The sequence below is a fragment of the Neokomagataea thailandica NBRC 106555 genome (assembly GCF_001598495.1).
In the GTDB taxonomy this organism is placed as follows: Bacteria; Pseudomonadota; Alphaproteobacteria; order Acetobacterales; family Acetobacteraceae; genus Gluconobacter; species Gluconobacter thailandicus_A.
Window position 1 is genome coordinate 254,799 of sequence record NZ_BCZB01000001.1, and the last position, 25,457, is coordinate 280,255.

Sequence of the window (25,457 nt, forward strand, 5' to 3'; positions counted from 1 at the left end):
TCCCTTAACCGCTTCAACCTTACCCGTAAAACGCTCATGGTCAGCACTGCTGCTCTGAGTATTGCTTTCTTTGGTACGGCTTCGGCGGCTGATGTTCTTGGCCAAGCCGTTGGTAAGGATCTGCAGCAGGCGCAGTCTGCCCTTGCATCCAAAGATTACGCAAAGGCGATGACCGCTGTTGATGCAGCGGACGCTGTTAAGGGCAAGACCGAGTACGAGTCGTACACGACTGCACAAATGCGTGCGGCTGTGGCAGCTCAGTCCGGTAATACGGCAGCTGCGATCAAAGCATATGATGTTTTGATCGCAAGTGCTCGTACGCCTGCAGCGGCCAAAGGCCAAATGCTGATGGCCGAAGCAACGATGGCTTATAGCGGGAAAAATTATCCGCTCGCGATTCAAGCGACACAGCGTTACCTGAAAGATCATGCGCTTGATACGCGTATGCAGACGGTTTTGATCCAAAGCTATTATCTGCAAGGTGATTGGAAAGGTTGTGCACAGGCAGCGCAGGCACAAGTTGATGCAACGATTGCTGCGGGAAAGATTCCGCCAGAAAATCATTTGCAGATGCTGGCCACGGCTTATACCAGCCTAAAGGATGCTGACGCGAAAACGCATACCTATGTGTTGCTCGCAAAGTATTACAACAAGCCTGATTACTGGGCGATGTTGATCCACGATCTGGTTGCAAATCCGAACCTTCAGCCGCCATTGGTTCTGTATGTTGAGCGCCTCCGCTTGCAGACAGGTGTGTTGAAAGATCCGTCTGATTTCCAAGACATGGGTGAACGCGCTGTTCAGATGGGCTTGTCTCAGTTAGCATTGAACCTGCTTAATCAGGGTTATGCGGCAAAGATTTTGGGTGTTGGTTCTTCAGCACCGGCTACAGCAAAGTTCCATGCTTTTGTTGCGCAGCGTGCAGCAGCAGATCGTGCGCAGTTGACGCAAGATGCGACGGCGGCTCAGGCCGCGGCAAATGCTGGTCCGTCTCTGACGACAGGTTATAACCTTGTTCTGAATGGGCAGGGGCCTGCTGGTTTGGCTCTGATGAAGGCTGGCTTAGCAAAGTCACCACGTTATCCAGATCTGGCCGTTGTGGAATACGGCATGGCGCAGATGGATGCAGGTCAGAAGTCAGAGGCGATTCAGACCTTTAACTCTCTAAAGACTCCTGGCCCAGCACGGGATGTGGCGGCTTTGTGGGCGTTGCTTTTGTCTCAGCCAGGGCACTAAAAAACCCGCTCTATAATCTGTGACGATACTATGTGTAAGAAGCGCTCCCTTTTGATGAAAGGGGGCGCTTTTTTGTGTTTATGTGATCTGTTTTGCCCTGCGTTACGGTTAGAAGGGTAGGATCGCATCCATGATTTGTTGGCCATATCGTGGCGTTTGAAGGTGGCTGAGTGTGCCGCGTCCACCATATGAGATGCGCGCTTCTGCCATACGGTCATGTGTGACGGTGTTATCTGCGGTGATGTCTTGCGGGCGTACAATGCCTGAGATCCCGAGTTCTCGGAGTTCGCTGTTTACGCGCATTTCTTGTTTGCCCATCACAACAAAATTACCATTGGGTAAGACCTGAGTGATGGTGCCGGCGAGGCGTAGGGTTACGCTCTCATTTCGGACGATTTTTCCTGTGGCTGTATTGCCACTGCTGCTGTTGGTTGTGAGACTGTTGGCACCTGTTAACGCATCAATGATTTTGCCTTTCACGCCGAAAAGATTGGGAATACCGAGCTTTTGGTTCCCGTCTCGCTGTGCTGTCGTGCCGTCATTCATGGAGGCATTGTCGGTTATATTGACGATAATGGTTACGAGATCTCCGACTTGGGAGGCACGTTGGTCTTTAAAGAAAGCGCGGCTCCCACTGTGCCACAAGCTGGCGGGTTCTTGTGGAGGTAAATGGAGGGGCGGCATAGGCATTGTAATCGGCTGATAATGGGCCGCTAATGTTGGGTCTGAGATAGTGGTCATGTGGGGGGGGCGGCCAATTTCGGAAAGCTCATCGAGGGTAGTGCAACTGCTGAGCAGTAGGCTTGCTGTGCAGTACAGCAAGCCCAATGGCGCTTTAAAGGAATGAGGCATGATCTTGGGCAGTCCAAACGGTAAGATAATCTGTTGAGAGAAGCACGCAGGGATTTAAGATCAGGTTAAAAAGCGAACCTCAGTAGGAAACTCTGCGTTCACAAACACTGAAGAGGGGGCATGTTTCGCGTCATGTCTTTGAGGCGTGTCTGGCCATAATAGCGTTCGGGGCAATGCCGCGCGTAAGTAGAAAGACCAAAGAGGAGTGTATTTATGACGCCGAGTGCAGGGAATGGCGGTGGCTTGGTTCATCGTCGTGGTGGCGCGCATGTTTGGACGCAATGTGCGCGCAGGGTTTTGGCTACGATGATCATGTGTGCCTTTGTTGTGGGCGGTGCTCGTATGGCGCATGCGGAGGGGGCGGCGGCCGTTCCGAGTTTGACGCAGGCACAGGCTCAGCAATTACTCGGCGTTTTGAATGATGATACGAAACGTAAGGCTTTTGCCACAACGTTAAAAAATTTAGCGGATGCACAAACAGCGGGTGCTGTGCCGGGGGTATCACAGGCCAAGCCACATTCTGACAATTTGGGTGACCAAATGTTGGGCAGTGTCGTGGGTTTTGGGCGGGCGTTACAGCATGAAGCGCATGTGCTGATGGGCACGATTGGTAATGTGCGTGCTCTTGGTGTTTGGGTGGTTGGCGTTGTGCACACGCCGTCTGAGCAAGCCTTGATCCTGAAAGTCATGCTGCGCGTTGCGGTGTTGCTTGTGGTGGGCGGTCTGTTGTTCGTCGTGTTACGATTAGCGCTGAAAAAGCCACGTGCGGCGCTGGAGGTTCGTGGTCAGCAGCGTAATGTCCGTGAGGAACGGGCAGAGCGGCGTGAAGTACGTCATGTGGCTGAGGCGACGCAAGAACACAGCAGTAATGGCGTGCGGTCTGCAGAAGATGTGGAGCGTGATGAAGCGCAGCGTGTGCGGCATCAGGGTTCATGGTCGAAATTAGTGCTCGCTTTTCATCGCTTGCCGTTCGCATTTGGCTTGTTTGTGCTGGATATTTTGCCGGTTGCCATGTTCCCACTGGCGGCTTTCTTGATTGAGGGGCTGGATAATGCGGGCGATGGGGCAACAGGAGCCGCTATTGAGGCTGTAGCGTGGATTGGGTGTTTTGGCGTTTGTGGCCTTGTGGCGTTTGTACAGATGATTTTTGCGCCGCAGCAGGCGTGGCGTCGTTTGTTTGTTATGGGTAATAAAGGCGCGTATTTTTGGTTTAGTTGGTTGAAGCGCCTTGGGGCGAGTTTAGGGTTTGGTCTGGCTGTATTAACGGTGTTGTCATCCGTGGGGATGCCAGATGCTGTGGTGGGGGCGTTAGGTAAATTACTGGCCCTGATGATTCATCTGCAGTTGCTCTTTATGATTCTACGCGGGCGCACGCCAGTCTGGAAATTATGCGAGCAAGTTGCGGCGCGCAGTCCTGTTCCGGGTGTATTGCGATTTATTGGGCATAGTTGGTGGATTGCCGCTATCTTCTTTGACCTCGCCTTGTGGTTGGTGTGGGCTGCGGAAATTCATGGCGGCTATACTGCGATTACAACATTATTCGTGCGGACATGTGTGGCTGTCGCGTTGACGCGTATCGTCAGCATTATTGCGTATGGTGGTGTGGAACGTCTGTTCCGTTATTTACCTGATTGGGCCTCTTTAACAGAAGATGCGCAACGCAGGGTGAGTCGTTATTATCCTGCGGCACAGCATGTAGTGACGTTGTTACTGGCTGTTGTAACGGTTTTTGCTCTATCCGTTGCGTGGGGTGCGCCGGTACGTGAGCTCTTTGAGCAAGGTGGTTTGGGGCAGCATATTTTCTCTTCAGTGGTGACGATACTTGTTTCACTTTTAATCGGTGTTTTGGTCTGGGAAGCGGTGAGCATCGTGACGGAGCGGCATTTGCTGAGTTTGGCCAATTCAACGGATGGCGCAGCAAAAGCGGCACGTTTTCGGACGTTGCAACCTATGTTGCGTATTATTCTTCTGGTGATTTTGTCGGCCGTTATTGGGCTGACGATTTTGTCTGAGATAGGTGTGAATACTGCGCCACTTTTGGCGAGTGCATCTATTTTTGGTGTTGCACTGGGTTTCGGGTCACAGAAGCTCGTGCAGGATTTCATCAGTGGGATTTTCTTGCTGATGGAAAATGCGCTGACTGTCGGTGATGCCGTAACGTTAAGCGGGACGTATGGTGTGGTTGAAAAGCTCTCGCTGCGCACAGTTCATGTGCGGGCGAATGATGGGTCAATGAACATCTTTCCGTTCAGTTCTTTGAACCAGATTATTAATTATAATCGGGACTTCGCACGGGCAATTATCGTGGCTGAGGTAGGGTATTCTGCTGATACAGATGATGTTGTGAAGGCGATTAATGATATCACGGCAGAGATGAGGGCTGATCCGGAGTTTAAGAGTCTGATTATTGATGACTTCCAGATGTGGGGGGTCGACTCACTGAATGACTGGTCCGTTACGGTGCGTGGCACACTGCCCACGACGACGGCGGGACGTTGGCCGGTGCAGCGTCAATTCTATCGCCGTATGAAGAAGTGCTTTGAGGCACGTGGCATTGACATTCCATTCCCAACACGGACATTGGAGGTATCAGGGCTAGAACGTTTGACGGATTATCGGGGGCCACAGGGTGAAAAACTTGGTATAGCTCCAGAACATGCGGGGAGTGTTCGGGCGCAAGATGCCGAGATTGATGAGAAGCGATGATAAGGGGAGCGGTGGGCCAGGAGGCTGCACCGGGTCATTTCTGACGGTTATAAGGCCTCTCTCTGTTGTGGCGATGTTTGCTGCATGTGCTGTGTTTGGTGCAGCACATGCTCAGCCACAACCGACGGATGCGCCTTCCCCGGAGATGGATATGGCCTCCGATCAGTCAGGTAGTCATACTGATGAGCTGATACCATCTCCCGGTGCTGAGGCGACCTTGCCGAAGGCATCAGCCTATGAGAATGTGATTGATAATTTCCCGGTTCCACCATCATTATTTCCCGTTGTAAATCAACGTTCTGGGTGGTTGAAGCGGCATGGGAACATTCTTCAACTGGATAATCTGAACGAGTTTATGGGGGCCGTGACTGCGCCTACACCTGGGCATGGTTATCGTCAGGGGGCGTCAAATGCGGGGCAGTATGCGCTGAACATTTTGACGGACTGGGGCCGTGTTTTGGGCTGGTCTGGTTTTACGACGCATGCGGTGATTGTGGGGCGCTACGGTACGACGGCGAACCGTATGTTTGGTGATTGGTTGGCGCATAGTCAGGAAACTTACGGCGGTGGTGGTAATGTCGTTGCGCATTTGGTGATGGTGTATGGTGAGCAGCGCCTCTGGGAAGATCGTTTGTCCGTGGCTGCGGGGCGTATGTCTCAGCTCTCTGATTTTGCCAGTGGGTCTTTATTCTGTACGTTTATGAATAATAGTTTTTGTGGCCGCCCGAAGGGGGCTGCGGATAGTTCCTATTATAGTTCCTATCCAGCGTCAGTATGGGCTTTGCGGGTGAGGGCGCGGCCGCTACGCCGTGATGTTTATGTGCAAGCGGGTGTGTATTTTGCAGAAGAGGGAATTTATTCGCCTTCGATGAACCGCTCTGGGTTTCATTGGAGTGGCGCGTATCATGTTGGAGAGATTTTCCCTGTTGAGTTGGGTTGGCAGCCGAGTTTTCGGCGTCCTTCCGGTGAGGTTGCGTTTCCGGGGCACTATAAGCTCGGCTTTGCGGTAGAGCGCGTGGCGCGGGATGAAAATTTTTTGGATACGTTGGGGAATCCTTATGCGGATAGTGGTTTCTCTGCGGCGCGACAAAATGGTTCGTGGTCGAGCTGGTTTTTGATGGATCAACGTTTATGGACGTCGCGGCGGCATCCTAAGACGGGGCTCTCCTTTTTGGGTGGCGCCGTTTTTAATGCGCCACATACAGCATTGCGTGACCGCCAATTCTATGCCGGTTTTACATGGAATGGTTTTTGGGCAAGCCGCCCAACGGATACGATTGGTCTTGCATTTTCGTATGTTCATATTGCTGATGGTGTTCAGAAATCGGAAGCGCATTTAATGCGCCGTAAGGGCGTCCTGCCGTATAAAGCGACTGGTATTCAAACGGATGCTGAAGTCGTGGAACTGAATTATAGTTTCCCGATCGGGCGTGCGGTGACGTTGGAGCCGGATATACAGTATTATCATCACCCGAATGGACAGGCGAACTTGCGTGACGCGGTGATGGTAGGATTCCGCAGTCATGTCGAAATTTTCTAATTAAGGGGACGTTTGAGCCCTGTTACAATGTGAGTTTAGGGGCACAGCTACCCTGTTTGTTTTGCTTTTTAAGCGGTTTAGACGCGGAATTGTTATTTCGATGAGACGCGCCTATCCCATAGGGGCAAATACTCCACGAACTGCTCCACCTCAAAGCCAATAGAGGTTTCCAGCAGCGTCTGAAACGCTGCAACAGGGTCACGGCAAGCGCGTCCTCGGCTTAGCGTAGGATTTTTTGGCGTAGGATTTCGCTCCCTACCGTAACGATCCCATTAATTAATGGTGGGTGTTGCGTGGGCTGGTGAGAACATTACCGGCTGAAGCGGTTACGATGCATAAGACACCGATCCAGCGTGCTGAGGATAGGTTCTCCCCCAAGAAAATGAGGCCAGAAATGGCACCGAGCATAGGCTCCATGCTGAGGAGAATGCCGAGGTCACGCGGTTTGAGGCGGCGCATGGCCATCATATCAAGAATATAGGGGACAGCAGAAGAGAGAACCGCCACACTTAGGGCTGCGCCGCCCTGCCATGGATGGGTGAAGATCAGTGGTAGGGTGGGAAGGAGGCAGGGAATGAGCAAAAGCCCTGCGGTGCTCATACCAAGTGTAGTGGCTAGGGCTGCGGGGAGTGTCTGGCCGATGCGTGTGCCGGTTAGGATATAGATGATCCAACCGCAGCCGCTCAGGAGGGCTGCGGCGATACCCCATGGGTCGAGGCCGTGTACAGATCCATGTAGAGCGCTCTCCGGGCGCAGGAGGAGGTAGAGACCAAGTATGACGAAGCTGGCCCAGCAAAGGTCTAGGATACGGCGGGAACCCGTTAAGGCTAGGGTGAGGGGGCCTGTAAATTCGAGGGCTACGACAATGCCCAAAGGTAGCCGCACAAGCGCGTAGTAGAAGCAAAAATTCATCACGGCGATGGACAGCCCATAGGGCAAGAGCAGCGTGAGCGTTTTTTTGTTCAGTTGGCCGGGTAGAGGGCGCCAGATCGTGAGGAGAATGATGGCGGCCAAGCAAACGCGCAGCCCCACCATGCCGGAGGGGCCAAAAAGTGGGAACAACCCTTTGGCTAAGGTTGCTCCGATTTGGAAAGAGGAAATACCCCCGATCAATAAGCCAACGGCTTTGAGTTGGCTGTAGCGCTCGGGGGTGTGGGGATGGGTGGCCATGCTCAGACGTCGAGGTCCTCAACGCTGCGGGCGTGTTCTTGAATGAAACGGAAACGGAGTTCGGGTTTGCGTCCCATCAGGCTTTCTACGCGCTCACTGGTAAGATGACGGTCTTCAGGTAGTGCCACAACGCGCAAAAGCGTGCGGCGAGCAGGGTCCATTGTGGTTTGCTTCAAATCCTTGACCGGCATTTCCCCTAAGCCTTTGAAGCGTGAGACTTCGACTTTGGCATTGGGTTTGAAATCGCTGCGGATGCGGCGATCCCGGTCCAGATCATCCATGGCGTAAATGGTTTTGGCACCATGGGTCAGGCGGTAGAGCGGGGGTTGTGCAAGGTGTAGGTGTCCGTGGCGGATGAGTTCTGGCATTTCGCGGTAGAAGAACGTCATCAGCAGCGAGGCGATATGCGCACCATCCACGTCTGCATCGGTCATGATGATCACGCGGCCATAGCGTAAACGGCTGACATCGAAGCTTTGGCCGACACCACAGCCTAGTGCTTCAATCAGGTCGCGGAGTTCTTGATTGGCGCGCAATTTGTCTGCGGTGGCGGAGGCGACGTTGAGAATTTTGCCGCGAAGAGGGAGAACGGCTTGTGTTTCACGGTCACGGGCTTGGCGCGCAGAACCGCCCGCAGATTCACCTTCGACGAGGAAGAGTTCTGTTTCCGCCGCATTCTCACGCGTACAATCGGTCAGCTTACCGGGGAGGCGTAGCTTACGGGTGGCGCTCTTACGGGCAGTTTCTTTGACTTCACGGCGGCGCAGGCGGTCTTCTGCGCGTTCGATCATGAAGGCTAAAAGATTATCAGCCTGTTGCGGGTTACCGCCGAGCCAATGATCAATCCGGTCACGCAAAGCTCCTTCGACAAGGCGTGAGGCTTCTTGCGTGGTCAGCTTGTCTTTCGTTTGCCCTTGGAATTGCGGGTCACGAATGAAGACGGAGAGTTTTGCCGCGACCGCGCCGAGAACATCTTCTGCGGTGATAGCGGCTGCGCGCTTATTCTTACGCTGGTCGCCCCATGCGCGGAACCCTTTGACGAGAGCCGCACGGAAGCCCGTTTCATGCGTGCCGCCTTGAGGGGTGGGGATGGTGTTGCAGTAGGACGTCAGAGCCGAAGGGCCGCTCTCAAGGAAAGCAACGGCCCATTCTACCCGTCCTCCTGTACGCCCATCGGCGGCGACGGGGAGTTCAGCTTCACCGGCCCAGCATGGGGAGAGGAGTGCCGGATTCTCGCCAAGATCAGCGGCGAGCGCATCTTCTAGGCCATTGGGGAATTGGATGAGCGCTTCGGCGGGTGTTTCATCCTCGGCCTTGAGGAGGGAGGCCTCACAGCGCCATTGGATGGTAACCCCCCGGAACAGGGCTGCTTTGGATTTGCACAGGCGGAAGAGGCGCGCAGGAGAGAAATGGTGCGTGCCGAAAATTTCGGGGTCTGGTGCGAAGCGCACGGTCGTGCCACGGCGGTTTGGTGCGTTGCCTATCGGAGCTAGTGGGCCGAGGGGGTTCCCGCGTGAGAAGTCTTGGCGGTACAGCGTACGATCCCGCGCGACTTCGACCTCTAATTTTTCAGACAAAGCATTGACGACGGAACTGCCGACGCCATGCAGGCCGCCAGAGGTGTCATAGGCTTTGCCGGAGAACTTACCACCCGCATGGAGGGTGGTAAAAATGACTTCGAGCGCAGATTTGTCTGGGAATTTGGGGTGTGGGTCGATTGGGATGCCGCGGCCATTATCGCGCACCATCAGTTGATGGGCGCTTTCTAGGCGCATTTCGATGATACTGGCATGCCCTGCCACGGCCTCATCCATGGCGTTATCAAGGATTTCAGAGGCGAGGTGGTGGTAGGCATTATCATCCGTACCACCGATATACATGCCGGGGCGACGGCGGACAGGCTCTAAGCCTTCGAGGACTTCAATGTCCTGCGCGTCATAATTAGGCGCATTCGTGGCGCTGCCGGCAGGCCCCGTGGATTTGGGGGCCTGTCCGCGACCGCGTCCACGGCCTCGTGCTGGGGAAGTGCCGTTTTGGCCGGACTCGAACAAATCGCTCATGAGAGCGTTGTCGCCGCGCAGCTAGCGGACGTCAAGCGTTCCCGATGATTACGGTGCAGAAATCAGCCTTTATGGCTACGATGGCGCGTTGTGCTCTTGGCTTCACCATGGCGGGAACGGCGGTCCGTCGCGGCAGGGGCTGAGCAGGTCTCGTAAGAAGCAGGCTGCGCGACGTCTTTTGCTTCCGCATAATGAGCGAGATCAGAGGCCGTTTGCAGGGCTGCGGTTTCGTCAAACATGGCTTCACGCTGAGCGCAGAAGACTGTGCCGGATTTTAAGCCGCCAAGAGATTGGATATCGGCCAGTTGGGTCACATAGTCATCATGCGCAGCCTGTGCACGGCGGCCATATGTGTCACGGAAATATGTATTGAGTCGGTTTTCTGCATCGAGCAGAGCAGGGCGGAACTTGCTGACAAACGCATTGTAACGATCTTGCGTTTTGCAGGACAGCGCCGTCACCATCAGTTCAGACTTTAGGCCAGCTACGTCAAATGCTTCATGTGCGGGCGAATTAGTGCAATCCGCAGCAAAGCTTTGGGTCGGCCCTGTTACGAGGGCTATAGCGAACGCTAAGCCAGTGCATGTTTTGCATAGTAGAGAACGGCGGAAAATCGAGGGCATTCACTCACTCCACGAGGTCGAGGCACTGACGGGTTCAAACCATCATCTGAATGTGCATCGCAGTAGCCTGAAAAGAGTTTTTCAACAAGAAACTTTACAGCGTCTTGGTCGCTACTGAAAACATGGTGTGGAGCATGGCTTCATGGCGGAAAAGCGGCAATTTTGGTGGTGTGCGTTTCTTTTCATGCCGTTGATAAAAATTGTCTTCAGAATAAGTAAGAGTCCTCTTCTTGCTCTTTCGCTTGTTGGTTTCCTGCTCTACATGCGGGATGTGCTATGCGATGATAGCGTTTGTATTTGACTCGTACCGGAGGTGACTGTGCGTTTGCGAGGTTCTGCCATTTCTTTGGGTTCGGCCTGTGCGGTCGCCCTGCTGTTGTCGGGCTGTGCCCAAACGCCGTTGGTTCAGCGTGCTGTTGCGCCTAATCCGTTTGGTTATCAAAAAGTCTCTGCTGTATGCCATGTTTCTCCCGTTACGACGGGCGCTGATGGCAGCATGGCTGTGACGATGGCTGTACGGAGTGACGATGGCCTCTGTGCGCTTTCTGTCCAGCAGCCAGGTGGTGGAAACTATGCCTCTTTTGGCGTGAACCCAGCACCGTCACACGGGAAGGCTTTTCTGTATAATTATGATGGCCATACCTATGTTGATTATACGCCCGCCACGTCTTTTGTGGGCTCAGACAGCTTCACGGCAGAGTTGATTCCGGCTTCTGGCGGAAAGCGCGAGCATTTGACGGTGAAAGCAACGGTTGATGCGACGGGTGTGAGCGTCACGGCGCCAACCCCACCAAGCAGCACCAAAACAGCAGCGCCTGTGGCGAAAAAAGCGGCACCAGCACGCCATGTTCGGGCACGCCATAAGCGGTAATTTGGTTCGTTTTGAGCAAGCGGTAGGAAGCGGTCAGAGTATTCTCTGGCCGCTTTTTTTGTTTGTAAAAGCTGAGGCGGGTGCCTCTGACATATGCGTCATATTATTATGCTCTTAACGGTACCGGGCACGACACGGCAGATTTAACTTTTGGGTCTGTGGCGCTGTTCGTTGCTTCCCATGGGGCAGATGAAGAACACAGCTTTGCTATTGGTGTGGAACAGCGCGGGAGCTAGGCGTTTAAGCGTTTTTGACAAAGTATTGTGCTGTGAATGAAGCCGCTAACATATATGGGTCTTTAGGCACTGTGTGATGGTAGAGCACGGCGCGGGTCTCATGCCGCAATAGAGAATTAAGCACAAAAAAGCCCTCCATTGAGGAGGGCTTTTCGTAGGTGGAGTAAACCTCTGATCGGAAGATTAGAAGTTCAAGCCAGCTTGCAAGAAGAATGTACGGCCATACATGAAGCTGCCGTATTGAGCAGCGTTCGTGTTGGTACCACCGTCTTGTACGAAAGGAGGCTTTTTATTGTTGATATTCTGAATACCACCCGTGAATGCCCATTTTTTCCATGAGTAGTCAAAGGAGATATCATTTTGAATCATAGACGGTGTGCTAATGCGTGTCGTGCCGCTTGCGGGAAGGTCTGCTGTCCCGTTATTCCAGCGCATGCCGCTTGTGTATTGCATCATGTAGTTCACGGCGAAGTGACCGTGCTGCCATGTCAGTGTTGCATAATCACGCGTGATAGGTTGAGCACTAGGGACGGTGGTACCATACTGGTAGGCCATGGAGCCTAGGAAGTCGAAGTATGAGCCTCCTGGGGATTGTTGTTGCTTATAGCTGATGAGGCGTTGGAAGTTGTTATCGACGATAATCGTATCACGTGGGGTAAGGCGGAAACGGTAATTTGTATCCCAGTCAATACCACTCTCGATCATGGTGCCGATATTTTGATCTGTAGCGCTTACAGTTGCGATTTGACCGCTCGATGAGCGCGCTATGTTTGCACATTCTGTTGTATTGGCATTGGTATAGCAAGAATCCACAATATACTGGGTGCCTACGGGACCGACCATACCATTCAGGGTGTAATGCCAGAACTCAGCCGATGTGGAGAGGCCCGGAATCCAGTGCGGTGTTAAGACTGCACCGAATGTATAGGTGCGGCCTGTCTCTGGGTGGAGTTTTGCATTACCGCCCGTGATGGTTGGAATTTGCCCGCCACCAGCTTGTTGGAATGTTGCAGAATTGATGCCATGGGCGGCACAGTTTGCAGCGACAGCGTTAGACAGAGCGCCGTAAGAGCCAGCCTGAGAGCAGGGGTCATTCGCTGAGTTAAAGCTGATGGCTTGGCCACCATACATTTCATACACATTTGGTTGGCGGAATGATGTGCCGATCGTGCCACGAAAGCGAACGTCTTGGGTTGGGGCCCAGTTGATACCGGCTTTCCAGTTTTTGGCATTACCAAAAGTACTATAGGAAGAATAACGGCCTTGGACGTCGACTGAGAGGTCATGTGCCAAGAAAGCGTGTTGTAAAAGCTGTATATGCGCTTGCGCATAGCCCTCGGTCACGTTGAAGCCACCACGGGTTGGGGCTACAGGGTTACCGAATGTATTGCCTTGTTGCACGAGCGGATCGGGGATTGAGCTGAGCTGTTCGCCACGGTGTTCCATGCCGAGAGCAATGCCGAGATCACCGCCATTGGCCCAAGGCATCTGTACAACATGGTTGTTGTGAATGCGGAGGTTGAGATCACGCAACTGGTAGGTTGTGTGGCCGTGGGACGTGTAATTTGCGTATTGTGCCGCTTCTTTTGACAAAGGCTGAAGGGCGCTGCTCTGCACGCATCCAGCATATCCCGCACAAGAGTTTGGGTTGTATGCATAGGTCATATTAGGGTCGGAGAGGTTGGCTGTATCGCTTGGAACCAGACCAAATTCACGCATCGTATTTAAGTAGTTACCGACACCGTACCCTTGTGTCATCTGCTGACTTTTGCCGTAGGTATAAGAGAGGTCATACATCCATTGATGTGTGATTTCTCCTTGTACACCAAGTTTCCCGGTGAAAGTGTCTAGGGCTGTTTCGTAACGACGTGCACCAAATTCTGTGAGACGGCGGTAAAGCTGTGGTGTGTCGTCTGTTAAGTTTCCGGGATAGTTGAGAGGCAAAAGGACGCCTGTTGGCGTGGTAGAGATGGGTTGCGGAGCCATAAACATGCTGGACGTTTTATGGCCATATTGGGCATTTCCATAGAAATCGAAATGCTTATTGAGTTCGTAATGCGTATCTGCAGATAAGTTTGAATCTTGAAAAGAATTGATGAGGGATGATGCACTAGCAAAATTATAGCGCTGGCCATTATAGGTGGTTGATTGACCGTTTGCTACAGAATAACGTCCGGCAGAACCGCCATAGAGTGTGCCGGATGGTGTAATGCTGGAGCCAAATACTGTGCCGGCGGGGTTCATTTGTACATTGGAGGCCCATGCGCGATCACGCATCATGACGCCGCCTTGTGTCATATAAGACCCAAATAAGGTGAGGTTACCCTTGCCGTGGTCAAAGTCCCAGCCTTTATAGCCCGAAATTTGGCCGATTGGATTATCACCGTAGCCGGTAATTGAGCCTTTAACCGTGATGTTGGCGTCATTGAGGTCATGGCGCAGCTTGATGTTGACGACGCCGGACACTGCGTCAGCACCGTAGAGTTCTGAGCCGCCATCTTTCAGAATTTCAACGCTGGCGACTTGCTGCAACGGGATGGAGTTCAAGTCTACGCAGTTTGAATCCCCGTTCAGCGTAGTGCGCTTCCCGTCGATCAGAACCAGAACGCGGTTCGTGCCTAAATTGCGAATATCCAAGCAGGATGCGCCACCTGAACCATTGGCTTGGGTGTTGTATGTGCCGGATGACCCAACAGACGGTAAGCGCTGGAAGAAGTCGCTCAGCGTGGTGGCGCCGGTGTTTTGGATTTGCTTTGCTGTTACGATCTGTACAGGGTTAGCGCTGGTGTTGCGTGCTGTGCTGAGCGCAGAACCGGTCACGACAACGTTTTCGACGCTGTGATCAACAAAAGGTGCCGGTGCAAAACGCGCAGGGCGTGTTGCTGCGGTGAGGTGTTGAGCAGGTACTGGCGCAGGTGCTGCAACGGGCGCTGTGGTTGCCGCAGGGGCAACACGCTGAGCTTTAGATGTTTTTGCTGCGTGGTGAGCGTGTTTATGTGCGGCGGCAGCGTGAGCGATAGAAGGTGCTGCAGCGCATGTGGCGCTGATGGCGAGTACGCTTGCGCTCAGGAGAAGAGCGTTGTGGCGTTGCCGTAACTTGGACGATGTCGTTGCAGGCATCAGGGTATCCGGTTGCAAAATGTGGGCCTACTGCACAAGCAGGAGGCATAACAGGGTGCGGGGTCATAAAACCGCAATGTTTTGAGATTAACGTAATATAATGATACGGCAATATCGTTATGGCTGATATGCACGTGTTACAGAGGAAGTGTTGTGTTTGCGCAACATGATGTGCGTTTGGGGTATTTGGTGGTAATAAAATTAAAATTGTTTTTATAAAATGGCATAGGCGAAATCCTGTGCAGATCTCGCCTATGCCATGGGGTGCTCTTTGAAAACTATACGTTACTTGAGGTTGATTTCCACGCGCCGGTTTTGAGGTTCACGTGTATTGGGCCCCGTCGTGACGAGTGGGCTCGCGTCACCATAGCCGTGGGTGACAATCATGCCGGAGGCAATACCATCACGAATCAGTTCGGCCTTTACGCTGGCGGCACGGCGTTCTGAGAGGGCGACATTATACCGATCACCGCGTTGCCCGGGGTGAGCGGCGGAGTTGTCTGTGTAGCCACTGACATCAATATGCGTGACCTGCACGGAGCCTGTATTTTTGGCCGCCTCCGCCACGACAGCGCGGGCGCGGTTACTGAGTTCAGCAGAATCCCAATCGAAGAAGACGAGATAGGTGCGGGCTGGCGTTGGGGCTGGGGGGAGCGCGACTGGAGCACTGACAGGCGCTGGCGGTGGCGGCGCGGGGTTGAATTCATAGCGCAGGCCAAGCAGCAGGGAATGGTTGAAGTCGGTACGTGTTTCGCGGGTTCCGGTGTTGAAGCTGGTGGGGGTGGTGAAGGCTGATGTTGTGTGGCTGTTGGGGCCAAGCAACGAATAAAAGCGGTATTCCGTTGTGGCGGAGAGGCCGACGACCCATGGAACGGGGAAGGATAGGCCAAAGATGCCTTGATATGCGAAATTCCCTGACGTGCCGTTCACCCACTGACTAAATGTGCCGCCGGGGGTGGAAATGTTCGTGTTCATATTCTGCCAGCCATACCCTACGCCCGCTCCGAAATAGGGGTAGACCCATGACTTGCCGATATCCATATCAAACAAGGCATTGACCATGGCGCCATAGCCTTGCTGATGACCGCCGGTGCGTGAGGGGAACTGGCTGCTGCGGAATTGCTCAAGGCGATTATTCCGATAATTGCCTTCAACTTCCACACGAAAGCCATTGCCAAAGCCCCAGCCAAGGCTGCCAAGGCCGGTGACGCCATAGTCGTAACGGTCACGGCCACTTGGGAAATTGGGAGAGAGGCGGACCTCTTGGTCCTGATTCCAGCCAACGCCACCAGCGCCAGAGATGTAGAGGCCGTGCACTGGCTGTGCATGTGCGAGGCTAAGGGCCAGCACAGAGGCACCGGCTACGAGCCCGACCCGGGCGAATAGATGTCCGGGGGCGGAACGTCGGGTCATGTCATCTCTCTCCAAATTGCCCAATACGGATATGGTTTCTTGCTGAAACTGAGTGGAAACGCAACGCGCTTCCCGCATGGGCGGTTGGGTTTTATCACGTAGCACGCGCTGCTTTAGGGGCGGTCTGTGGCTTTTTCTCTACACATACCCTGACGGTTTCGTCTGTATTTTACCAGAAGAGTTCTTCAGCTTCGTCATCATCACAGGTGCGGGAGCCGAGTTCTTGTTCAATGGGGGCAGCACAATCCGGTACGGTGAGCTCGATCACCCATAAATCTGGGTCATAGCGTTGTTGTCGGGCAATATAGTCGTTGAGTGTTTCGTTATCGGTCAGGGGGGTGCGGACCCATGAGCCGTTATCTTCGCGCAAAATAACGTGATGACGGGCTCGGTCTTCCAGAAGGATGATAATGGCTCCGGCATCTTCATCGCCACGGTGTAAGACCATAGCGGAATGGTCACCATCATTGAAACGGCGGAGTGTGGCGCGGACCCAAAGGCCCGTTTTGAGGCGCGACATGTGATGATATTCCTTATGCCAATCATGAGAGTTTACAGCACGTGGTCCGAGAGAGGGCCGAGCTATGTGATGAAAGTGTGCGGAAGGTTCTAATGGAGGGGCGCGCTGTTTTCATCTGGGACGGCGTTAAGAGCGGTTGTGTAGAGTTGCCGTGAGGAGAGGATGCTGGCTGCGAGGTCCAGATCGGCATCGGTGCCGAGTGCGGCGGGGCATTGATTGCGGATAGCGAGGACTTTTGAAACCGTGACGGGGGCACGGGTTGCACGTGCGGTGTGCAGGGCGTCTTCCATGAGGTTGTGGCCATGTTCAAGGGCTCTAAGCTGTGCATCCAAGCTGTTTGCACCCAGTGATGTGCAAATTTGGGGCATGACGCCTAAGCCTTGCAGGGGCCAGCCAAGAGGCGCTTGATTGCGGCTCCATGTCACAAAAAGTTCTCCGCCATTGGGCATTTGTCCAATGACTTGTGTGAGGCCCTTGCCGAGTGTTTCGCTCCCGATCACCACGGCGCGGCGGTGGTCTGCTAAAGCTGACGCGAGGATTTCTGAGGCGCTGGCCGTTCTGCCGTCAACAAGCACGATAATGGGTGCGCCTGTGGTCATATCCCCGCCCTGTACGGCCCAGATATGATTGGCTTGCGGGTAACGGCCATGGGTTGTCACGGCAATGCCATGGTCAAGGAAGAGTGCGGCGGTTGTTACGGCTTGTTGAACGACACCGCCCCGGTCCCCGCGCAGGTCAAGGATGAGGCCGGGGATGGCTGGAGAATGGTCGGCATGGGGTGTGAAAGTATCATCTGGGGGCAGGATTTGGCTGAGAAATTGGCTCATTTCTTCGGCCGTTTCAGACGAGAAAGAGGTGATTTTTAGGACTGGGTAGCGCCCATGATGCTCAAGGAATACGGTTTCTGGTGGAACGGCGCTGCGTGTGAGCGTCACGGTTGCGTGCGTATGGTTCGTGGTTGCGATCTGGAGCGTAACATCTGTGCCGTTATCGCCCTCCAGCCAATGCTGGACGCGTTCTGCAGTTTGGTGGTGTGTCGTTTTGCCATCTACAGCAAGGATATGTTGCCCGATATTTAAGCCTGCCGCCCAAGCAGGGCCGTTGGCATTAATGGCTGAAATGATCATGTTGTGACCGCTCGTATCGACGGTGATGCCGATGGAGCCGTCATGCCCCACGCGTTTTTGCCGGTCATGATCTGCAAAGGATGGCGCGAGATAGCGTGAGTAAGGGTCCAGATGGTTGAATAATTCGTCAAAAAAGCTTTGAAGCAGCGCGTCGGCACTGTTTTGATGAATGGCGTCTGAGGACTGCCAGCTTGCTTGTAACGCTTCTGCTGCAAGGGTCGCCCATGCGGTGATATTATTGTCTGCGGGTATGATGTGTTGGAAGAGCACTTTTTGCCCGCGTATCACGCTGAGCGATACGTTGGGGGTTGGTTTGTCCTCTGGTGCACCATGTGTGGCGGCGGGGAGGGGCGTTGGATCTTCTTGGATGGTAATGGTCGGGTCAATAGCCGTTAGGCCATCTAGTCCCCAAAGGCTGAACTCATGAGCGCTATGGTTGTCGAGGGTCCGTGGGGACAAAAAACGCAGAGCGGCAGCGATGACATCACGGGTGTCATTGGTGGGGAAGGTATTGGCGGGGAGAGATGTGGGAGCCGGAATGTTCGGTGGTGTTTGCGCAGATGTGGGTACCATGGCACCTGACCACCCGATCAGTACCGCGATTGAAGCGCAAAAATATACACGCCGTATCGCACGCCGTATCACAGGGGAAACGCACTGTACGGCATATGATGGCGCGGACCTGATGATGGAGGGCAAAGGGAAGGCGTGGCGCAAAGACGTGATTCCAAATGGCGTATGCGTGGAATCTTATGCGGCTGATTCCACGCATACGCCATAGCCCCGCTTCTACAGAAAGAGAAGAGGGGTAGGCGCGCCCATAAACCCCTCTCGTGAGGGGGTTAGGCGGGTTATTCGCTGTCTTGCGACGCGGTTTCTTTTGTTTTTTTTGCGCGTGAAGAAGGCTTTTTCGTGGTTTTTGTCGCGGTTGGGCTTTTTTTGGTGGTTGTGGTGCGTTTGGGTTTGGCGGCTGTTTTTTCCGTTGTTTTTGATGTCGCTTTGGTCGTTGTTTTGCGCGCTGTGGTTTTTTTAGCACCACCTTTGAGGGGTTTACCCTTTTCCGCGAGCAGTGCGAGCGCTTCGTCCAGTGTGACGTCATCCATGCTGCGGTCTTTTGCTAGCGTGGCGATCATTTGTTCGTGTTGCACATAGGGGCCAAAGCGGCCCTTGCGGACCATAACGGGCTCATTGTCTTTGGGGTGTGCGCCCAGAGTACGGATGGAAGCGAGCTTTTTGGCAAGACTATCCACCGCACGGTTTAGACCGACGGTGAGAACATCATCATCTTTATCCAATGTCCCGAAAATCGCGCCCATTTTGACGTATGGCCCAAAACGGCCCAATCCGGCTTCGATGGTTTCACCTGTCTCTGGGTGAGGGCCGATAACACGCGGCAGGGAGAGCAAACCGAGGGACTGCTCTAAGGTGATGGTGTTACCATCGAGGCCCTTGGGGATAGTGGTGCGTTTGGGCTTGGCTTTTTTATCGTTCGGGTCTGCTTCGCCGCGTTGAATATATAGCCCGTATGGGCCGCGCCGGATGGTGATGTCTTCTTGGGTAGTGGGGTCTTGCCCGACCACACGCATGCCGTCTTTCAGGCCGTCATCTTGCCCGTCATCCGCGACGAGGCGGCGCGTGAACTGACATTCCGGGTAGTTGGAACACCCAATGAATGCGCCATGCTTGCCAAGGCGTAAGCCGAGGCGCCCTGTGCCGCAGGCGGTGCAGGTGCGTGGGTCTGTGCCGTCGTCCTTAGCGGGGAAGAAATGCGCGCCCAGATCGTCATCAAGGGCATCAATGACATCGGATATTTTGAGGTCTTTAGTTTGATCAACGGCGGCGGAGAAGTCACGCCAAAAAGCGGCCATGACATCGTGCCAGTCTGCGCGGGCACCGGAAATATCGTCTAATTGTTCTTCGAGCGATGCTGTGAAGCTTGTATCGACATAGCGTTCAAAGAAGGAGGTGAGGAAGGCTGTGACCAAGCGGCCACGGTCCTCGGGCATGAAACGTCGTGTTTCGAGGCGGACGTAGTTTCGGTCCCGTAGAACGCTGAGAATAGAGGCGTAGGTGGAAGGGCGGCCAATGCCGATTTCTTCCATTTTCTTGACGAGTGATGCTTCAGAATAACGCGGTGGTGGCTGGGTGAAGTGCTGTTCAGCATCCACCGCCGTGGTGCTGATACGGTCGCCTTCTTTCATGGGAGGAAGTAGGCGGCTATCGTCATCATCGCCGGTTTTGCTGTCGTCTCGCCCTTCGATATAAAGCTTTAGGAAGCCATCAAAGGCTATGGTAGAGCCGGTCGCGCGTAAGAGCGTTTTGCCGCTTTCATCGGCCAATGTGACCGCGACTTGATCCATTTCTGCGGATTGCATCTGAGATGCGACAGAGCGCTTCCAGATGAGGTCGTAAAGGCGTTTTTGATCTGGAGTGAGGGTTGCTGACACATGCGCCGGGGTACGGATGATCTCGGTCGGGCGTATGGCTTCGTGGGCTTCTTGAGCGTTCTTGGCTTTGGTGGCGTAAGCGCGCGGGGATGTCGGGACATATTCAGAGCCGAAGGCTTGTCCGATATGGCCACGGATGGAAGCGATGGCTTCTTGAGCCATCGTTACGCCATCGGTACGCATATAGGTGATCAGGCCGACGGTTTCTCCGCCGATTTCAACGCCTTCATAGAGCTGTTGGGCTGTCCGCATCGTGGTCTGGGCGCTCATGCCGAGCTTGCGCGATGCTTCTTGCTGGAGTGTTGAGGTGGTGAAAGGCGGCGGTGGGTTACGTTTTGTGCGTTTGCGCTCTACGGCGCGCACCGTAAAGCTGCTTGCGCGGACGGTATCACGGGCTGCGAAGGCTAGGGCTTCGGTATTGAGGGTGAATTGGTCGAGCTTATCGCCTTGTAGCTGGGTTAATTTGGCTTGGAATGCGGCTTGGGCTGGTGTTTTGAAGCCGCCCGTCACGCTCCAGTACTCACGCGGTTTGAAAACTTCGATTTCCGCTTCGCGCTCGCAGATAAGGCGTAAGGCTACGGATTGCACGCGGCCAGCGCTGCGGCTGCCGGGGAGTTTGCGCCACAAGACGGGGGAGAGCGTAAAGCCCACCAAGTAATCGAGTGCGCGGCGGGCGAGATACGCATCAATGAGTGGTTGATCTAACTCACGTGGTGCGGCCATTGCGGCTTGCACGGCTGATTTGGTGATCTCGTTGAAGGTGACGCGGTGGACGGTCAGGTTCTTGAGAAGTTTCTTGTCTTCTAGAACACTGCGGACATGCCATGAAATGGCTTCACCTTCACGGTCCGGGTCAGTCGCTAGGTAGAGATTTTTTGCGCCTTTGAGGGCTTTGGCAATGGCCGAGATTTGTTTGGAGCCGCGCTCATCGGTTTGCCAGGCCATGGCAAAATTTTCGTCCGGGCGGACACTGCCGTCTTTGGGGGGGAGGTCACGCACATGCCCGAATGAAGCGAGTACGGTGTAATCACTTCCAAGATATTTGTTGATCGTTTTTGCCTTCGCCGGGCTTTCGACCACCACTACGTCCGTCATTGTCCCTCCGGCGCTACCGCGTTCGTCTTACATTGGTAGGAGCGCTACGCGTCCCCCCGGCACGAATTCCAGCACTCCACCCAACTCTAATTCGGTCAGGGCTGAAAGTACGGCCGAAACGGAGAACTGACAGCGACTTACAACCTCGTCAACCGTTACTGATGTGACAGATAGGAGAGGACGGATGTGTTCGATGATAAAATCGAGGTCTTTTTCGCGCATATTTGAGGGGGTGGGCGTAGGACTCCACGGAGAGGGTGTGTCATAAAAACCTAAGGTATTCTGCTGTTTTATACCCCATGGGGCGGGGATATAATCCGGGAGAGACGTTGGAAGCTCTGGTAAAATATCATGAATATTTTCGGTCAGGGTGGCGCCATGTTTTAAAAGCATATTTCCACCACGGGAGCGTGGGTCAAGGGGAGAGCCGGGCACAGCGAAGAGCGGGCGGTCATAATCACGGGCTAATCGTGCTGTGATGAGTGTGCCGGAATGCAGGGCTGCTTCGACAATAATACAGCCGATTCCAAGTCCTGCAATCAGACGGTTTCGGCGCGGAAAGTGCCGTGCTTGTGGGACTGTACCAAGTGGAGCCTCGGTAATGAGGCAGCCGCGTTCAGCAATATCATTTTGAAGCTGCTCATGTTCTGGGGGGTAAATATGATCTAATCCGCCAGCGATAGCGGCGACGGTGAGGCCTGGGTGTAAGGCCGCTTTATGGGCTGCCGAATCGATACCACGGGCCAAGCCTGAGAGCACATAATACCCATGGGCTGCAATTTCGGCTGCAAGGCTTTCTGCTATGCGAATGCCGGCTGCGGACGCATTACGTGCCCCCACAATGCCGATGGCAGGTTGAGAGAGCTTACGAACATCGCCCTGAGCGAAGAGGACAGGCGGTGCATCGGGAATATGTGTGAGCAAGGCTGGGTAATCAGGGTCTGAGCGCAAAAGGGTATGCCCATTATGGGTCTCTAACCATGCAAGCTCTGTTTCGATTTCGGTTTGTGTTGGGATGGTAGGGAGGGCGCTGCGGCCAGCGCGCCGGAAACGGTCTGGTAGATTGTCGAGGGCCTGTGTTGCGGAACCGTATTGGCGCATGAGCTTGGTAAAATTGGCGGGTCCAATCCCGGAGATGCGGGAGAGACGTATGGCATTGATGCGTTCGGTTGGTGGAGGTGTCGGGTGAAGTGGCATGCGCCGAGTGTTAGGTGAGAAGAGGTTAATAAACTGTAAGCTGCTGGGGTGGGTGCGCGGATTTCTGGTTTTTCAACGGTTTTAACCACTTGCGGTGTTGGTGCATCACACGCTGGCGGATGGAAATGACGATCATGTTCGTAAGTGTTTTGCGGAGTTTGCGGTCGCACAAACGCTGATTACGCCGCATCATGCGCATGATGAGATTGATCGTATTCTGGCGGAGTGATCTGTGGTGCGCTGGGGAAGCATGAGCCAGAATGGTGCTCTATGATGGTACGGCGTATTGCGCGGGCCTATAGGAGCCTGCACCGTGCTAAGGACGGGTGCCCGAACAAAGTCAGCCGGGCAATGGAGTATAGTGCCCGGCGGATAGTTTTTATGGGGTCTTTTGCCCTACGCGTGGTTCTGTGCCGTTGATGAGGCGTATGATGTTACCGTAATGGCGTAACCAAATAATGGTTGAAATCCCCAGCGTTGCTAAAGGGAAGGGGGAGGCAAGCGGGGAGGAGCCAACCATCGCAATCATTAGTAAGGGCGCGGCGAGGAATGCGGTGAGTGCCCCTGCCGATGAAATACGGCTAAAGCGGGCAACGGCCAGCCATAGGATCGAGCTCAGTAGACCAACCGGCCAGCTTAGCGCCCAAATGACCCCTAAGCCGGAGGCAACGCCCTTACCGCCTTTGAACCCCAGCCAAACCGGAAAACAATGCCCCAAAACAGCGCAGAAGGCCGCGATAGCCATGGCTTGTGCTGTGTGGTCTGGTGCGAAGCGCGCAGCGAGTAAAACGGCGAGCACGCCTTTGAGGGCGTCTAGTAGCAGGGTTGCGGCGGCAACACCTTTTTTGCCGGTGCGTAGCACATTGGTAGCGCCGATATTGCCAGTGCCGATTTTACGAATATCACCGCCGCCAAATGCTGCGGTCAGAAGCAACCCGAAAGGGATACTCCCGAGGAGATAAGCGAGGGCAGCGTAAAGGAACAGGCTATGCGGTACTGCGGTCATGCCGCGCCCTCAGTTGTGCAGGATGGGGCGGTATAGACTTCCGTGCCGTGGCGGAAAGTGCGGAGAACTGTTCCGGGCATGGTTTTACCATCAAAAGGTGTGTTTTGTGCGCGTCCCGGCAGTTTTCCGGATTCAACAACCCATGTTTGCTCAGGTGCGAAAAGGCAGAGATCTGCCTTGGCACCGAGAGCTAGTGTGCCGGCCTTGATGCGCAAGACTTGCGCCGGGGCAGACGTAATGAGGCGCAGGGCGTTCAGCAGGTCTAGCCCAGAAGCAAGAGTTGCGCTCAGGAGTGTCACGAGGCCGATACCGCCAGCGCGGGCTTGCGCGAAGGGGAGGCGTTTGTCGTCAGCATCAGCCGGGGCATGATCGGAGGCGATAGCGTCAATCGTTCCGTCGGTCAGTGCGGCAAGAACGGCATCTTTATCGGTGGCGTTGCGGAGTGGTGGGGAGAGTTTCGCGTAGGTGCGGAAATCCCCGATGGTTTCTTCCGTTAGGAGGAAGTAAGGCGGGGCCGTATCGCAGGTAATGGCGAGGCCACGGGCTTTTGCCTTGCGGATAAGGTCTAGCCCCTCTGCTGTGGAGACATGTGCAAAATGCATGCGCCCACCGGTCATTTCAACAAGGCGTAAATCTCGGGCGATGAGGATAGCCTCAGCCGCAGCAGGGACTTGTGGGAGCCCCAAGCGCGTGGCGAGTGGCCCCGATGTGGCGCAGGCGCCGCGTGCCAGCGAGGGGTCTTCCGGGTGTTGGACGATGAGCCCATCCATGAAGCGTGCGTAGGATAACAGGTTCCGGAGCTGCTTCGTATCGGCAATGGTGCGGGTACCATCGGTGAAGGCGACGGCCCCGGCTTCCTGAAGGAGGCCGAGCTCTGCGGTTTCTTTGCCTTCGCAGCCTTTGGTGAGTGCACCGTAAGGGTGGATGGTGATCATGCCCGTATCGTTGCCGCGCTCTTTGAGGTGCTGCACCAAAGCGGGGTCATCAATCGTCGGAGCGGTATTGGGCAGGACGGCGAGGGTGGTGACACCACCGGCTACTGCCGCGCGTGCGCCTGTTTCAACATCTTCACGGTATTCGAATCCGGGTTCGCCAAGGTCTGCGCGCATATCGACCAGCCCTGGCGCAAGGACGGCGCCGCGTCCGTCAATACTGCGTGCACCTGCGGGGGCGGTTGCGGCATCAAGTTCTGTGATAACGCCATTATGGACGGTGAGGGTGCCGGGTGCGTCACGGTTGCTGGCTGGGTCAATGATGCGAACATTGTGGAAGAAAAGAGTGGTCATGAGGGTCTCCGTCCGCGAGAAAGGCGGTCTAGCACGGCCATACGGACGGCGACGCCCATTTCAACTTGCTCGGAAATGACGCTTTGAGGGGAATCAGCGACGTTGGAAGCGATTTCAACGCCTCGGTTCATCGGGCCGGGATGCATGACTAGAGCATTTGGTTTGGCCAGTGCGAGGCGCTTGCGGTTGAGGCCGAAAAAGCGGAAATACTCACGCGCACTAGGGACAAGGCCGGAGCCCATACGTTCTTTTTGCAAGCGCAGAGACATCACGACATCCGCCCCGTTGAGGGCATCTTCCATGGTGTGGTGAATGGTGACATTGCCTTTGCCTAGGCCTGCCATGGTACCGGGAAGCAGGGTTGGGGGGCCCACAAGGCGAATTGTGCTGCCGAGTGCGGTGAGCAGATGAATGTTGGAGCGGGCGACGCGGCTATGGCCGATATCACCGCAAATCGCGACGGTCAGGCCAGACAGCGTGCCGAGATGGCGGCGGATGGTAAGTGCATCGAGCAAGGCTTGTGTTGGGTGCTCGTGCATGCCGTCACCCGCATTGATGACGCTGGCTTCAACTTTCTGCGCCAGAAGGGCTGGTGCGCCGGATTGCGCGTGGCGGACGACCAAGAGGTCACAGCGCATGGCGTTGAGGGTGGCGGCCGTATCAAGAAGCGTCTCGCCCTTGTTCACCGAACTTGTGGCGACGGTCATGTTAATGACGTCTGACCCGAGGCGCTTCCCTGCGAGTTCGAAGCTGGTGCGTGTGCGGGTACTGTCTTCAAAGAACAGATTGATAAGCGTACGCCCGCGCAGTGTTTCCCGCGGGGCGGAGCGGGAACGACTGAGGAGGGCGTAGCTTTCGGCCAAGTCCAAGATAGGGAGGATCTGGCCTTTGGTAAGGCCTTCAATCCCGAGGAGGTGACGGAGGGGCGGAGACGGATCAGGCATGGCTCGCT

20 protein-coding genes are annotated in these 25,457 nt (G+C 54.7%); 7 read left to right on the top strand and 13 right to left on the bottom strand.

All coding sequences use genetic code 11. The features are described 5' to 3' along the window. The first annotated feature begins 36 nt into the window (after nucleotides 1-36). Entirely contained in the window at nucleotides 37-1,236 is a 1,200-nt protein-coding gene (locus tag NTH01S_RS01105) for a hypothetical protein (RefSeq protein WP_068168182.1), read from the top strand. A 108-nt stretch (nucleotides 1,237-1,344) separates the two neighbouring features. On the opposite strand, the gene flgH is transcribed toward NTH01S_RS01105, so the two are convergent. Next, nucleotides 1,345-2,088, bottom strand: coding sequence for a flagellar basal body L-ring protein FlgH (flgH, locus tag NTH01S_RS01110; protein WP_068167999.1), 744 nt, complete (start codon nucleotides 2,086-2,088; stop codon nucleotides 1,345-1,347). Nucleotides 2,089-2,301: 213 nt separating this feature from the next. On the opposite strand from flgH, the gene NTH01S_RS01115 reads away from it, so the two are divergent. Both NTH01S_RS01115 and NTH01S_RS01120 read left to right on the top strand, forming a co-directional pair. After that, a complete protein-coding gene (locus NTH01S_RS01115; RefSeq protein ID WP_068168002.1) occupies nucleotides 2,302-4,794 on the top strand; it encodes a mechanosensitive ion channel domain-containing protein in 2,493 nt (830 codons plus the stop codon). A gap of 73 nt (nucleotides 4,795-4,867) precedes the next feature. Beyond that, a complete protein-coding gene (locus NTH01S_RS01120) occupies nucleotides 4,868-6,334 on the top strand; it encodes a carbohydrate porin (RefSeq protein ID WP_068168004.1) in 1,467 nt (488 codons plus the stop codon). A 276-nt stretch (nucleotides 6,335-6,610) separates the two neighbouring features. On the opposite strand, the gene NTH01S_RS01125 is transcribed toward NTH01S_RS01120, so the two are convergent. From NTH01S_RS01125 to NTH01S_RS01135, 3 genes are all read right to left on the bottom strand, one after another. Continuing rightward, the gene (locus tag NTH01S_RS01125; protein WP_068168007.1) at nucleotides 6,611-7,504 is read right to left on the bottom strand and encodes an EamA family transporter; all 894 of its coding nucleotides are present in this window, start codon (nucleotides 7,502-7,504) and stop codon (nucleotides 6,611-6,613) included. Between the two features lie 2 nt (nucleotides 7,505-7,506). Next, nucleotides 7,507-9,564 (bottom strand): DNA topoisomerase IV subunit B, encoded by a 2,058-nt coding sequence (gene parE, locus NTH01S_RS01130; RefSeq protein WP_068168010.1) that lies wholly within the window; start codon nucleotides 9,562-9,564, stop codon nucleotides 7,507-7,509. Nucleotides 9,565-9,626: 62 nt separating this feature from the next. After that, a complete protein-coding gene (locus NTH01S_RS01135) occupies nucleotides 9,627-10,187 on the bottom strand; it encodes a hypothetical protein (protein WP_068168011.1) in 561 nt (186 codons plus the stop codon). Between the two features lie 319 nt (nucleotides 10,188-10,506). On the opposite strand from NTH01S_RS01135, the gene NTH01S_RS01140 reads away from it, so the two are divergent. Together NTH01S_RS01140 and NTH01S_RS11700 are read left to right on the top strand one after the other, a co-directional pair. After that, nucleotides 10,507-11,058 (top strand): hypothetical protein, encoded by a 552-nt coding sequence (locus tag NTH01S_RS01140; protein WP_157070816.1) that lies wholly within the window; start codon nucleotides 10,507-10,509, stop codon nucleotides 11,056-11,058. Nucleotides 11,059-11,138: 80 nt separating this feature from the next. Beyond that, on the top strand, nucleotides 11,139-11,294 hold the full coding sequence (locus NTH01S_RS11700; RefSeq protein ID WP_157070817.1) for a hypothetical protein: 156 nt from the start codon (nucleotides 11,139-11,141) through the stop codon (nucleotides 11,292-11,294). A gap of 183 nt (nucleotides 11,295-11,477) precedes the next feature. Here NTH01S_RS11700 and NTH01S_RS01145 read toward each other — a convergent pair whose 3' ends face one another. The 4 genes from NTH01S_RS01145 to NTH01S_RS01160 form a co-directional block, all read right to left on the bottom strand. Then, on the bottom strand, nucleotides 11,478-14,414 hold the full coding sequence (locus tag NTH01S_RS01145) for a TonB-dependent receptor domain-containing protein (protein WP_068168014.1): 2,937 nt from the start codon (nucleotides 14,412-14,414) through the stop codon (nucleotides 11,478-11,480). A gap of 285 nt (nucleotides 14,415-14,699) precedes the next feature. Beyond that, complete coding sequence (locus NTH01S_RS01150; protein ID WP_068168188.1) at nucleotides 14,700-15,827, bottom strand: OmpA family protein; 1,128 nt, start codon at nucleotides 15,825-15,827, stop codon at nucleotides 14,700-14,702. A 169-nt stretch (nucleotides 15,828-15,996) separates the two neighbouring features. Beyond that, on the bottom strand, nucleotides 15,997-16,347 hold the full coding sequence (locus NTH01S_RS01155) for a DUF1491 family protein (protein ID WP_068168017.1): 351 nt from the start codon (nucleotides 16,345-16,347) through the stop codon (nucleotides 15,997-15,999). Between the two features lie 89 nt (nucleotides 16,348-16,436). Next, a complete protein-coding gene (locus NTH01S_RS01160; protein ID WP_068168020.1) occupies nucleotides 16,437-18,047 on the bottom strand; it encodes a S41 family peptidase in 1,611 nt (536 codons plus the stop codon). On the opposite strand from NTH01S_RS01160, the gene NTH01S_RS01165 reads away from it, so the two are divergent. After that, complete coding sequence (locus tag NTH01S_RS01165; RefSeq protein ID WP_068168022.1) at nucleotides 18,046-18,255, top strand: hypothetical protein; 210 nt, start codon at nucleotides 18,046-18,048, stop codon at nucleotides 18,253-18,255. The two genes, NTH01S_RS01160 and NTH01S_RS01165, sit on opposite strands and share 2 nt — an antisense overlap. A gap of 70 nt (nucleotides 18,256-18,325) precedes the next feature. On the opposite strand, the gene topA is transcribed toward NTH01S_RS01165, so the two are convergent. Further along, on the bottom strand, nucleotides 18,326-21,016 hold the full coding sequence (topA, locus tag NTH01S_RS01170) for a type I DNA topoisomerase (RefSeq protein WP_068168025.1): 2,691 nt from the start codon (nucleotides 21,014-21,016) through the stop codon (nucleotides 18,326-18,328). A 27-nt stretch (nucleotides 21,017-21,043) separates the two neighbouring features. Next, nucleotides 21,044-22,213, bottom strand: coding sequence for a DNA-processing protein DprA (gene dprA / locus NTH01S_RS01175; RefSeq protein ID WP_068168027.1), 1,170 nt, complete (start codon nucleotides 22,211-22,213; stop codon nucleotides 21,044-21,046). Between the two features lie 94 nt (nucleotides 22,214-22,307). Here dprA and NTH01S_RS12145 point away from each other — a divergent pair, with 94 nt between their 5' ends. Next, nucleotides 22,308-22,442 carry a hypothetical protein gene (locus NTH01S_RS12145; protein WP_267288046.1) on the top strand — a complete coding sequence of 45 codons (135 nt, stop codon included), beginning with the start codon at nucleotides 22,308-22,310 and terminating at the stop codon, nucleotides 22,440-22,442. A gap of 150 nt (nucleotides 22,443-22,592) precedes the next feature. Here NTH01S_RS12145 and plsY read toward each other — a convergent pair whose 3' ends face one another. Genes plsY through NTH01S_RS01190 form a run of 3 tightly spaced genes read right to left on the bottom strand, consistent with a single transcriptional unit; the run spans nucleotide 22,593 to nucleotide 25,449 of the window. Continuing rightward, nucleotides 22,593-23,219, bottom strand: a complete 627-nt coding sequence (plsY, locus tag NTH01S_RS01180; RefSeq protein ID WP_068168030.1) for a glycerol-3-phosphate 1-O-acyltransferase PlsY — start codon at nucleotides 23,217-23,219, stop codon at nucleotides 22,593-22,595. Continuing rightward, entirely contained in the window at nucleotides 23,216-24,505 is a 1,290-nt protein-coding gene (locus NTH01S_RS01185; RefSeq protein ID WP_068168033.1) for a dihydroorotase, read from the bottom strand. The genes plsY and NTH01S_RS01185 overlap by 4 nt, the downstream gene beginning before the upstream one ends. Further along, nucleotides 24,502-25,449: an aspartate carbamoyltransferase catalytic subunit gene (locus tag NTH01S_RS01190; protein ID WP_068168036.1), complete on the bottom strand. Its 948-nt coding sequence runs from the start codon at nucleotides 25,447-25,449 to the stop codon at nucleotides 24,502-24,504. The genes NTH01S_RS01185 and NTH01S_RS01190 overlap by 4 nt, the downstream gene beginning before the upstream one ends. Nucleotides 25,450-25,457 lie beyond the last annotated feature (8 nt).